The sequence below is a fragment of the Inhella inkyongensis genome (assembly GCF_005952805.1).
GTDB lineage: Bacteria > Pseudomonadota > Gammaproteobacteria > Burkholderiales > Burkholderiaceae_C > Inhella > Inhella inkyongensis.
The window spans coordinates 1480179-1492011 of sequence record NZ_CP040709.1; the positions used below are offsets into that span (position 1 = coordinate 1480179).

Annotated in this window: 6 protein-coding genes, 1 tRNA gene and 2 rRNA genes; 5 read left to right on the forward strand and 4 right to left on the reverse strand. The window is 60.1% G+C overall.

The window, feature by feature from the left end:
- Nucleotides 1-214 precede the first annotated feature (214 nt).
- Together FF090_RS07240 and rrf are read left to right on the forward strand one after the other, a co-directional pair.
- Nucleotides 215-3091 (forward strand): 23S ribosomal RNA (locus tag FF090_RS07240).
- Between the two features lie 149 nt (nt 3092-3240).
- Nucleotides 3241-3354: ribosomal RNA gene (gene rrf, locus FF090_RS07245) — 5S ribosomal RNA — on the forward strand.
- A 104-nt stretch (nt 3355-3458) separates the two neighbouring features.
- On the opposite strand, the gene FF090_RS07250 is transcribed toward rrf, so the two are convergent.
- From FF090_RS07250 to hpnC, 4 genes are read right to left on the reverse strand one after another with little or no spacing between them, the layout of a single operon-like run.
- Entirely contained in the window at nt 3459-4226 is a 768-nt protein-coding gene (locus FF090_RS07250; protein WP_138856087.1) for an IclR family transcriptional regulator, read from the reverse strand.
- Between the two features lie 27 nt (nt 4227-4253).
- Nucleotides 4254-5516 carry a hydroxysqualene dehydroxylase HpnE gene (gene hpnE, locus FF090_RS07255; protein ID WP_246071539.1) on the reverse strand — a complete coding sequence of 421 codons (1263 nt, stop codon included), beginning with the start codon at nt 5514-5516 and terminating at the stop codon, nt 4254-4256.
- Nucleotides 5513-6361, reverse strand: coding sequence for a presqualene diphosphate synthase HpnD (gene hpnD, locus FF090_RS19545; RefSeq protein WP_246071540.1), 849 nt, complete (start codon nt 6359-6361; stop codon nt 5513-5515). The genes hpnE and hpnD overlap by 4 nt, the downstream gene beginning before the upstream one ends.
- Entirely contained in the window at nt 6358-7206 is an 849-nt protein-coding gene (gene hpnC / locus FF090_RS07260) for a squalene synthase HpnC (RefSeq protein WP_138856089.1), read from the reverse strand. Before hpnC ends, hpnD begins: the two co-directional genes overlap by 4 nt.
- Nucleotides 7207-7318: 112 nt before the next feature.
- On the opposite strand from hpnC, the gene FF090_RS07265 reads away from it, so the two are divergent.
- From FF090_RS07265 to FF090_RS07275, 3 genes are all read left to right on the forward strand, one after another.
- The gene (locus FF090_RS07265; RefSeq protein ID WP_138856090.1) at nt 7319-8479 is read left to right on the forward strand and encodes an efflux RND transporter periplasmic adaptor subunit; all 1161 of its coding nucleotides are present in this window, start codon (nt 7319-7321) and stop codon (nt 8477-8479) included.
- Nucleotides 8480-8508: 29 nt separating this feature from the next.
- A complete protein-coding gene (locus FF090_RS07270; protein ID WP_138856091.1) occupies nt 8509-11637 on the forward strand; it encodes an efflux RND transporter permease subunit in 3129 nt (1042 codons plus the stop codon).
- A gap of 90 nt (nt 11638-11727) precedes the next feature.
- Nucleotides 11728-11814: transfer RNA gene (locus FF090_RS07275), tRNA-Leu, on the forward strand.
- Nucleotides 11815-11833: the final 19 nt, after the last annotated feature.

An 11833-nucleotide genomic window follows, 5' to 3' on the forward strand; every position in this document is an offset into this window, starting at 1 on the left:
AGAGGGCCGATGGCCCGTCTGCTGTTCTTTAACAATTTGTAGAGTCGAAATCAGCGCTGTGAAGCGAAAGCTTCATAGCATTGGATTGCGTCAACAAACATTCGACGGTCTGCGAAAGCAGATTGAAGATGTACATTGAAGAACGGCGAACGCAAACGATCGAGCTCTAAATCGATCGAGTCCTTGACGACATCGCGAGATGTCAAAGTTATAGGGTCAAGTGACTAAGTGCATGTGGTGGATGCCTTGGCAATTACAGGCGACGAAGGACGTGATAGCCTGCGATAAGCTTCGGGGAGCTGGCAAATTAGCTTTGATCCGGAGATTTCCGAATGGGGAAACCCACCGCGCGAGCGGTATTGCATGCTGAATACATAGGCATGCAAGGCGAACCGGGTGAACTGAAACATCTCAGTAGCTCGAGGAACAGACATCAACCGAGATTCCGAAAGTAGTGGCGAGCGAAATCGGAGGAGCCTGCGTAATTTAGCAGCACGCATATCAAAACGGGATGGAAAGCCCGGCCATAGAAGGTGATAGCCCTGTATGAGAAATGCCTGCTGTGGAACTGAGTACGCGACAAGTAGGGCGGGACACGTGTAATCCTGTCTGAAGATGGGGGGACCATCCTCCAAGGCTAAATACTCGTAATTGACCGATAGTGAACAAGTACCGTGAGGGAAAGGCGAAAAGAACCCCGGGAGGGGAGTGAAATAGATCCTGAAACCGCATGCATACAAAAAGTAGGAGCCCGCAAGGGTGACTGCGTACCTTTTGTATAATGGGTCAGCGACTTACATTCAGTGGCGAGCTTAACCGAGTAGGGAAGGCGTAGGGAAACCGAGTCCGAACAGGGCGAATTAGTCGCTGGGTGTAGACCCGAAACCAGGTGATCTATCCATGGCCAGGATGAAGGTGCGGTAACACGCACTGGAGGTCCGAACCGACTAGTGTTGCAAAACTAGCGGATGAGCTGTGGATAGGGGTGAAAGGCTAAACAAACCTGGAGATAGCTGGTTCTCTCCGAAAACTATTTAGGTAGTGCCTCAAGTATTACCGTCGGGGGTAGAGCACTGTTTAGGCTAGGGGGTCATGGCGACTTACCAAACCTATGCAAACTCCGAATACCGATGAGTACAGCTTGGGAGACAGTGCACCGGGTGCTAACGTCCGGACACAAGAGGGAAACAACCCAGACCGCCAGCTAAGGTCCCCAAAATTGGCTAAGTGGGAAACGAAGTGGGAAGGCTAAAACAGTCAGGATGTTGGCTTAGAAGCAGCCATCATTTAAAGAAAGCGTAATAGCTCACTGATCGAGTCGTCCTGCGCGGAAGATGTAACGGGGCTAAGCCAGTTACCGAAGCTGCGGATGCACAGCAATGTGCGTGGTAGGAGAGCGTTCTGTAAGCCTGTGAAGGTGGGTTGTGAAGCCTGCTGGAGGTATCAGAAGTGCGAATGCTGACATGAGTAGCGTTAAAGGGGGTGAAAAGCCCCCTCGCCGTAAGCGCAAGGTTTCCTACGCAACGTTCATCGGCGTAGGGTGAGTCGGCCCCTAAGGCGAGGCAGAGATGCGTAGCTGATGGGAAACAGGTCAATATTCCTGTACCGATCAATAGTGCGATGTGGGGACGGAGAAGGTTAGCTCAGCCGGGTGTTGGATGTCCCGGTTCAAGCATGTAGGCGTGCTCTTTAGGCAAATCCGGAGAGCTTAGCTGAGGTGTGATAACGAGTCTGCTTGCAGACGAAGTGAGTGATACCCTGCTTCCAGGAAAAGCCACTAAGCTTCAGCTATTGACGACCGTACCGCAAACCGACACTGGTGCGCGAGATGAGTATTCTAAGGCGCTTGAGAGAACTCTGGAGAAGGAACTCGGCAAATTGACACCGTAACTTCGGAAGAAGGTGTGCCTTGAGTAGGTGAAGTTGTACAGATGGAGCCGAAAGAGGTCGCAGAGAATCGGTGGCTGCGACTGTTTACTAAAAACACAGCACTCTGCAAAGACGAAAGTCGACGTATAGGGTGTGACGCCTGCCCGGTGCTGGAAGATTAAATGATGGGGTGCAAGCTCTTGATTGAAGTCCCAGTAAACGGCGGCCGTAACTATAACGGTCCTAAGGTAGCGAAATTCCTTGTCGGGTAAGTTCCGACCTGCACGAATGGCGTAACGATGGCCACACTGTCTCCTCCAGAGACTCAGCGAAGTTGAAATGTTTGTGATGATGCAATCTCCCCGCGGAAAGACGGAAAGACCCCATGAACCTTTACTGTAGCTTTACATTGGACTTTGAACAGATCTGTGTAGGATAGGTGGGAGGCTTTGAAGTAAGGTCGCTAGATCTTATGGAGCCGACGTTGAAATACCACCCTGGTGTGTTTGAGGTTCTAACCTTGGCCCGTGATCCGGGTTGGGGACAGTGTATGGTGGGCAGTTTGACTGGGGCGGTCTCCTCCCAAAGCGTAACGGAGGAGTTCGAAGGTACGCTAGGTACGGTCGGAAATCGTGCTGATAGTGCATAGGCATAAGCGTGCTTGACTGCGAGACTGACAAGTCGAGCAGGTAGGAAACTAGGACTAAGTGATCCGGTGGTTCTGTATGGAAGGGCCATCGCTCAACGGATAAAAGGTACTCTGGGGATAACAGGCTGATACCGCCCAAGAGTTCATATCGACGGCGGTGTTTGGCACCTCGATGTCGGCTCATCTCATCCTGGGGCTGTAGCCGGTCCCAAGGGTATGGCTGTTCGCCATTTAAAGAGGTACGTGAGCTGGGTTTAAAACGTCGTGAGACAGTTTGGTCCCTATCTTCCGTGGGCGCTGCAGAATTGAGAGAGCCTGCTCCTAGTACGAGAGGACCGGAGTGGACGCACCGCTGGTGTATCGGTTGTCATGCCAATGGCATTGCCGAGTAGCTAAGTGCGGAAGAGATAACCGCTGAAAGCATCTAAGCGGGAAACTCGTCTCAAGATGAGTTCTGCCGGGGCCTTGAGCCCCCTAAAGAGTCGTTCGAGACCAGGACGTTGATAGGCTGGGTGTGGAAGCGCAGTAATGCGTTAAGCTAACCAGTACTAATTGCTCGTGAGGCTTGACCCTATAACCTTGACATTCCTGTCAGGGTTGCGAAAACCGTTCTTCAATAGAACACGCAATCCAAAGCTGATTTCTTCGCATACAATGCGGACTCTACAAATTGGGTTGGCAGACCTTCTTCAGTGAAGTCAGCTGCCAGCCAACAAGTCAAGCCTGATGACCATAGCGAGTTGGTCCCACCCCTTCCCATCCCGAACAGGACCGTGAAACAACTCAGCGCCGATGATAGTGCGGATCGCCCGTGTGAAAGTAGGACATCGTCAGGCTATTAACACCCAAAACCCCCTCCAGCGAAGCTGGTGGGGGTTTTGTTCTTTGCGGCCTGATACCATCGAAAGAATTAAGGGCAAACTAAGTTGCCCTTTGTGCTTTAGCGAGCTGGACGGTGCCCCAATGCCTGCGAGATGGTGTTGGCGGTGTCGCGCAGACGGGGTTCCCAAGCCTCTTCCAGCCGGTCTGCAGGCGCCGAAATCGAGAGGCCCGCAACCAACTTGCCCTGGTCATCGTAGATGCCGGCAGCCATGCAGCGGACGCCAAGTTCCAACTCTTCTTCATCACGCGAAACGCCCCGGAGTCGGATTTGCCCCAGCTCTCGCTCAAGGCGACTGAGTTCCGTGATGCTGTTACGGGTGTGGCCCGCCAATCCGGTGCGGGTGGCGTAGGCCCTCACTCGGGACGCTTCCTCATGAGCCAGAAAAAGCTTTCCCACTGACGTGAGGTGTAGAGGCGCTCGACCGCCAACCGCACGGACCACTTGCATGCCGCTTCGCTCGCTATAGGTGCGTTCGATGTAGACGATTTCATCGCCCTGACGGACTGACAAATTGACCGGTTGATGGGTGAGTTTGTGCAGTTCCCGCATGGAATCGAGGGCGGCGTCGCGCACATCGAGTCGGGCCTTGACCAAATTACCCAGTTCCAACAGGCGCATCCCCAGCCGATAGCTGCCAGGTGCGGGGCGGTCCACAAAGCGCCCTAGGGTCAGGTCGTTCAGGATTCGGTGCGTGGTCGAAGGGTGCAGGCCAGTGGCTTCGCTGAGCAACTTCAGTGGGACTGGGTCGGTATGGCGGGCCAACACGTCTAGCAGGGTGAAGGCGCGTTCCAAGACCTGGATCGCAGGGGTTTGCGTGTCGCTCATTTCCGCATTGTGCAATCAATGTGTCTTTCAGCCCGCGATGGTGGACTGGGCTGCAATCAGCCCCGAGCGCACCGCACCTTCCAGCGTGGCAGGGTAGGGGCCGTCCACGTAGTCGCCGGCGGCGAAGACGCCGGCGGCGATCTGTGGATTGGGGCGGATAAGTCCTGCGCTGCAAGCGAAGGTGGCTCGTCTATCGGCGTGGCTGCTCACGACCGTTGCCAAAGCCAGGTCAGGCAGTTGGGAGGCGATTTGTGCGCGGACGCCTTTGATCAAGGAGGCTCGGCCATGGCCGAGGGCCGCCGCAACCGCGCTGCCCACGGCCGCAAATCGGCCTGCCCGGCCTCCAATTGCCCCCAAATCAAAAATGAACTGAGCCGGGCTGCCTTTCAATGCAACCATGGGGGCGGCCAGCTTCACGCCGGGAGCGTCAAGGTAGACGGTGGCAATGGCTTCTGGCTGTAGGGCGCGGGCCGTTTCCGCCCAGGCTGGGTTGAGATCGTTGCAAAGGCGGGCCGCTTCGGTTGCGCTGCACGCGATTACCACGGCCTGGGCAGGTTCGCCGTCCACCAGCCAGATCCCTTCAGCGTGCTGAAGGGACTGGACTCGATGGCTTAGGCGGACTTCTGCCCCATGGGTCGCCAGCCATGCCTCGGCAGGACTGGGCAAAAGCTGCGATAGAGGGCGGCGCGGCAGCAGGAGGTCGGCTGCGCCGCGCCCACCGAGAAGGGCATCGCGCAAGACGCGCAAGAACACCGATGCGCTGGCTGTTTCTATGGGTGTGTTGAGCGCGGCGATGCAAAGGGGATCGAAGAGCTCCGTCCTGACCGTGAGAGGAAGGCTGGCGCATAGCTGCTTGACGGTCCAGTTGTCGGGGCAGCGCAGACCCCTCAGCGCAAGGCCCAGGCCCCAGCGGCCCAACGCCAATTTGTCCCGGAGCTGCCAACGAGGGTGCCGCAGGGCCGCTTGCATCAAGGCCGGCAAGGCTGCGGCCCCGGCCGGCCAGCGTAAGCCGACTCCCTGGCCGTCCACCAGCGCCAAGGGGCCGCGCCAAAGTAGGGTGTCGGGGTCCGCGCCCACTGTGCGCATCAGGTTCAAAGTGGCGCTATAGGCGCCGATCAAGATGTGGTGGCCGCTGTCCAGGCCGTCTTGTGCGGCGCTCAGGCTGCGGGCGCGCCCTCCGAGCTGAGGGGCCATTTCCAACAGGCGCACTTGGGCCCCTAGACGAACGCCCTCCACGGCCGCGGCCAGCCCGGCCCAGCCGCCGCCGATGACACAGAGCTGAGGTTTCACCGCCCGCGCCAATTGGTGCGCATGGCGATCCAAAGTTTGCGCACGGGTGTCAGCGCGATGCGCTGATGCAGCACCTGAAAGTTCTCGGCCTCTAACTCGCGCAGCAGCGCGCGATAGATATTCGCCATCATCAGCCCTGGTTTTTGGGCCTGGCGATCGGCTTCGGGCAGCAGGGCGAGGGCCTCGTCGTAGAGACCATGCGCGCGCTCGGCTTGGAACTTCATGAGTGCGGTGAAGCGCTCGCTGTAGCCCCATGGCGCCTCGCGACGCAGGACTTCATGGGCCTTGACGTCAAAGCGCTGTAGTTCGTCCACCGGCAGGTAAATGCGCCCGCGTCGAGCGTCTTCACCGACATCCCGCAGGATATTGGTGAGTTGGAGGGCCAAGCCGAGTTTGTGGGCATATTGCAGCGTCTGCGTCTGACTGCGCCCAAATATCGCGCTGGCCACCTCGCCCACCACGCCTGCCACCAAATGGCAGTAGCGTGACAGGCCCGCAAAATCCAAATACCGGGTCTGCTGCAGATCCATTTGGCAGCCCTCGATCACATCGAGCAAATGGTGGGCCTCGATGCCGAAGCGCTCAACATGAGGCTGCAGGGCCAGCAGAGCCGGATGGCTGGCTTGGCCTGAATACAGTCGCTGCACTTCCTGGCGCCACCAATTCAGCTTTGTGGCTGCCACGCTGGGGTCGTGAACCTCATCGACCACATCGTCCACCTCGCGGCAGAAGGCGTAGAAGGCGGTGATGGCTGCGCGTCGATCAGGGGGCAGGAACTTGAATGCGTAGTAGAAGCTGGAGCCGCTGCTTGCGGCTCGTTCCTGCGCGTATTGCTCGGGAGTCATTCGGGTCGTTGTCGTAGTGCGCGAATCAGCATCTGTGGGGCATCCCAGGCGCGCAGGCGAGGGCGACGGTTCAGGCTGTCGTGGTCCAGGTGGTGGATTTTCTCTGCGATGCGCAGACCGCCTTCAATCACCAATCGCAGTTCCCAAGCCAGGCGGCCGGGCACCAGCGGGGGCAGGGCCCGGCCTTGGCGCAGCAGGGCCTCGGCCCATCGGGTTTGCTCGCCCACGCAGGCGCGCAGCGCCGGGCTGTCCTGTCCAGCCAGAATGGCCTCTGGCTGCAGCCCGCGGGCGGCCAGCGCATCGGCTGGCAGATAGACCCGCCCTTTGAGCCGGTCAACGCCGATGTCTTGCCAGAAGTTCACCAATTGCAGCCCGGTACAGATGGCGTCTGAGGCCGCCCACGCGGTCGGTCCCTGGACACCCACCAAGTGCAGCAAGAGCCGCCCAACCGGATTGGCCGAGCGGCGGCAGTAGTCCAACAGGGCGGCGCGGTTCTCATAGCGAAGCACCTCGGTGTCTTGCACAAAGGCGTCGAGCAAAGCGTGCAGCGGGGCGAGGGGGAGGGCGTGCTCTTCAATGGCCTCGGCCAGCGGCGCCATCAACTGGGCATGCGCGGGGGATGGTGGGAGGCCTTGAGCAATGGCATCAAGGCTAGCGCGCAACTCGGTGAGTTCGGCCTGACGTTGCGCGGGGCTGGCGTCGCCTTCGTCCGCCACATCATCGGCATAGCGCGCGAATCGATAGATGGCCAAGATGGGCGGGCGCAGCCGGGCCGGGCAAAGCCAGGAAGCGACCGGGAAGTTCTCGTCGTGATGTCGGAGTGGGGCGGTAGGCACGGCGCGCATTGTGGCTGCGAGGCCCGGGCATCTTGAAGGCCCTCCAGTACATTAGCGCGCATTGAATCAAGCCGGACGCTCAGCTTGTGCGGAGCCGTCTGCAGACGCCAAAGAGGTTGCAATGACAGCTGCATCAGGTGCGCAAGGCTCGCGCCCGCCCCAGAGTTCCATTCGGCATGCGCCAGCGCTAGGCCTGTTGCTGTTGGGCTTGGTCGGGTGCGGGGCCAAGGCCCCCGAGGCGAATCCCGAGCGGGCAGTGCGGACGCAGGTCTTGCAGGTTTCAGAAGCCGGGCAGGTGCTGGAGTTCGCCGCAGAGGTTCGTTCCCGTAGCGAATCGCGTTTGGCCTTCCGGGTCGGCGGCAAAGTCCTGAGCCGCCATGCGAACTTGGGTGACAGCGTAAAGGCGGGTCAGGTCCTGATGCGTCTGGATCCGCAGGACCTGAAGTTGGGTGCCGACGCCGCGCAGGCTGCGTTGATTGCGGCCAAAGCGAATCGGGATCAGCAAGCGGCCGATCTCAAGCGGTTCAAAGCCTTGAAGGACCAGGGCTTCATCAGCGGCGCTGAATTGGAGCGACGCGAGTCCGCACTTCAAGCAGCGCAGTCGCAGTTTGAGCAAGCGCGGGCGCAGGCTCAAGCACAGCGAAATCAGACTGAGTACGCGGCCCTGCAGGCCGATGTGGCCGGCGTGATCACAGCCGTGGATGCCGAGCCTGGCACGGTGGTGGGAACCGGTACACCCGTGTTGCGGCTGGCGCAAAAAGGCGCGCGCGATGTGGTGTTCCATGTCCCCGAGCACCAGGTACAGGCTTTCCGCGCCCTGTCCGCCACGCCGGGGGCCTTAATGGTGCGTGTGTGGGGCCGTGATGAGTTGGTTCCCGCCAAGCTGCGTGAGTTGGCCGAGGCGGCGGACCCCGCCACGCGAACCTTTGTGGCCAAGGCGGACATTGGTGAGCCCGAGGGCCTAAAGCTTGGGCAAACCGCAACTGTGGTGTTCAGCTCACCCAAACGCAGCGGAGTGGTCAAGCTGCCCATGGCGGCACTGTTCGAGTCCAAAGGTCAGCCCCATGTCTGGGTGCTGGAACCAGCCAGCATGGCGGTGCGTCAGCAGGCTGTGACGGTGGGCGGTGCCGATGGCAATGCGGTCGTGGTGACGGCTGGTTTGAGCCCCGCCCAAGAAGTTGTGGTGGCCGGCGTGCATACCCTCAGCCCCGGGCAAAAGGTGCGCCGATACGGCGCGGCTCCGGTCGCCGCGGCCGCGTCCGCTGGCACTTCAACGCGCTAAGCCCTCCAGACAGCCGCCAAGGTCACTCAATGAGCAGCAGCCAAGCGTCCGGCAGCGGACGATTCAATATCTCGCGTTGGGCCCTGGAGCACCCGGCGCTGACCCGCTACCTGATGGCGGTTCTCCTGCTGGTGGGTGTCGCAGCCTATTTCCAGCTGGGTCAGGATGAGGATCCGCCCTTCACCTTCCGCGCCATGGTGGTGCAGTCCTTCTGGCCCGGCGCTACCGCGCAGCAGATGGCCGAGCAGGTCACCGACAAGGTGGAGCGCACCCTGCAAGAGGTGCCCTATGCGGACAAGATTCGATCCTTCACCAAGCCGGGCGAGTCACTGACCATCTTCCAGCTCAAGGACAGTGTGTCCGGCAAGGACGTGGCCGGCACCTGGTATCAGGTGCGTAAGAAGATCGCCGACATGCGTCACACCCTGCCGCAAGGGGTGATCGGGCCGGTCTTCAACGACGACTTCGGCGATGTCTTCGGCACCATCTACGCACTCTCAGGTGATGGCTATAGCGCAGAGGAATTGCGTCAGTACGCCGAGATCGTGCGCAGCAAACTGCTGCGGGTCCCCGATGTGGCAAAGGTCGAGCTGTTTGGGGTGCAGCCCGAAAAGGTTTTCGTCGAGATTTCGCACAAGACTCTCGCCCAGATGGGGGTCGACGTCAGCCAGTTGATTGGCCAACTCAACGCGCAGAACGCGGTCGAAGGGGCGGGCCTGCTGAATTCCGCCGAGGGCAATGTCGGGATCCGGGTTCAGGGCCAGTTTGAGTCGCTGGACACGCTCAAGAACCTACCCATTCGGGTACTCAACCCGCAAACCGGCCAGGTCGGTAACTTGCGCCTGGGTGACATTGCCAGCGTGACGCGAGGCTATGCCGAACCCCGGGGCGTGACCGTGCGTCATCAGGGGCGGGAGGTGGTGGCGCTGGGCGTGGCCATGGCCAAGGGTGGCGACATCATTCGGCTGGGCAAGGCGCTGCGTGTCGTTGCTGACCAAGCTGCTGCGGATCTGCCGGCGGGTGTGGAATTGGGGCAGATCCAGGATCAACCCCGCGCTGTGAGCCGCTCGGTGGGCGAGTTCGTGCAGGTGCTGATCGAGGCGGTGGTGGTGGTGCTGGCGGTGAGCTTCATCTCACTCGGCCTGCACACCAAGCCCTTGCGTATCGACATCTGGCCGGGGCTGGTGGTGGGCATCACCATTCCCCTGGTGCTGGCCATCACTTTTGTGACCATGTTTTATTGGGGCGTGGGCCTGCACAAGATTTCGCTGGGCGCCCTCATCATCGCGCTGGGCTTGTTGGTGGACGACGCCATCATTGCCGTCGAAATGATGGTTCGCAAGCTGGAGGAAGGGCATGACAAGCTGCATGCCGCGACCTATGCCTATGAGGTCACCTCCATGCCCATGCTGACCGGCACATTGATCACTGCAGTGGGCTTCTTGCCGATTGCGCTGGCCCGGTCCTCCGTGGGCGAGTACACGTTTGCCATCTTTGCAGTGACGGCCGCCGCCTTGGTGATCTCCTGGTTCGTCTCGGTCTACTTCGTGCCCTACCTTGGTGCGCTACTGCTGCGCACTCGCCCGGCGTTGCCGGGAGAGGCCCACGAGCTGTTTGACTCCCCCTTTTACTCTCGCTTTCGCATCCTGGTGCGTTGGTGTGTCGTGCACCGCTGGATCACCATCGGAGCGACTATCGGAGTCTTTGCCGTAGGCATCGTCGGCATGGGCAAGGTGCAGCAGCAGTTTTTTCCAGACTCCAACCGCCCCGAGATCCTGGTGGATCTGTGGTTGCCTGAGGGTTCCCCCATCCAACTTACCGAAGCGGTTGCTCAGCGCTTTGAAAAGCGCTTGTTGAAGGAACCCGAACTGGAGTCGGTGTCCATTTGGGTGGGCAGTGGTGTTCCCCGCTTTTACTTGCCGCTGGATAACGTCTTTCCGCAGAGCAATGTGGCGCAGGCCATCTTGTTGCCGAAGTCCTTGAAAGAGCGGGAAGCATTGCGCAAGCGCCTGCCGGAGTTGATGGCTTCCGAGTTTCCTGAGGCGCGGGCGCGCGTCAAGCTTTTGCCCAATGGGCCGCCGGTGCCCTATCCGGTGCAGTTCCGCGTGGTGGGGCCTGATCCTGCGCAGCTTCGCCATTGGGCCGATGAGGTCAAGACCCAGGTGCGCGCCAATCCGCATATGCGCGGTGTGAACGACAACTGGAATGAGTCCATCAAGGTGTTGCGCCTGCATGTGGATCAGGACAAGGCGCGTGCGCTGGGCGTTAGCAGTCAGAGCCTTGCGCAAGCCTCGCGAACCATTCTTTCGGGCGTGCCGGTGGGCCAGTTCCGTGAAGGCGACCGCCTGATCGACATCGTTCTGCGCCAGCCCTTGGAGGAGCGCCGAGTCATCACGGACTTGGCCAGTGCCTATGTGCCGACGGCCAGTGGGCGATCCATTCCGCTTTCGCAGGTCGCTCGACATGAGTTCAGCTTCGAGCCTGGGGTGATGTGGCGCGAGGGGCGTCAGTTCGCCATCACGGTCCAGGGCGATGTGGTGGACGGCATGCAAGGGGCCACGGTGTCCGGCCAAATTTGGCCGCAGCTAAAAGCCATTCAGGCACGCATGCCCGTGGGCTATGAGATTCAGATCGCCGGCGCAGTGGAAGAAAGCAGCAAGGGTCAGGGTTCTATCGTGGCGGGTGTGCCGCTGATGCTCTTCATCACTTTTACCTTGCTGATGCTGCAGTTGCAGAGCTTCTCGCGCGCCATGCTGGTGTTCCTGACGGGTCCGTTGGGGATCGCGGGTGTGGCCATGGCTTTGATCCTGCTGGGGCGCCCCTTCGGTTTTGTGGCCATGCTGGGTGTGATTGCGCTGATGGGCATGATCATTCGCAACTCCGTGATCCTGATCGATCAGATCGAACAGGATCGTGAGCGGGGCGTGCCAGCCTGGTCGGCCATCGTCGAATCGGCAGTGCGGCGCTTCCGTCCGATCGTATTGACGGCGGCAGCGGCGGTGTTGGCCATGATTCCGCTGTCGCGCTCGGTGTTCTGGGGGCCGATGGCGGTGGCCATCATGGGCGGCCTGATCGTGGCTACGGCCTTGACTTTGCTGGCGCTTCCGGCCATGTATGCGGCCTGGTTCCGTGTCCGTGTGCCTGCCAACCCGAGCTGAGGGTCTGGAGAGATTCAAAACCCACAGTAGAATCGCCGGTTCGCCGAATCCAGGTTGTTTGCGCATCGTTGTGCAAGCAACCGACCCACCGCGCGGGTGGCGAAATTGGTAGACGCACCAGGTTTAGGTCCTGACGCCTTCACCGGCGTGCCGGTTCGAGTCCGGCCCCGCGCACCACCCAGTTACTTTGAGACTT

Coding starts and splice junctions, on each gene's coding strand:
- hpnD (WP_246071540.1), bottom strand. CDS start 6,361: ATGACTCCCGAGCAATACGCGCAGGAACGAGCCGCAAGCAGCGGCTCC.
- FF090_RS07250 (WP_138856087.1), bottom strand. CDS start 4,226: ATGAGCGACACGCAAACCCCTGCGATCCAGGTCTTGGAACGCGCCTTC.
- hpnC (WP_138856089.1), bottom strand. CDS start 7,206: ATGCGCGCCGTGCCTACCGCCCCACTCCGACATCACGACGAGAACTTC.
- FF090_RS07265 (WP_138856090.1), top strand. CDS start 7,319: ATGACAGCTGCATCAGGTGCGCAAGGCTCGCGCCCGCCCCAGAGTTCC.
- FF090_RS07270 (WP_138856091.1), top strand. CDS start 8,509: ATGAGCAGCAGCCAAGCGTCCGGCAGCGGACGATTCAATATCTCGCGT.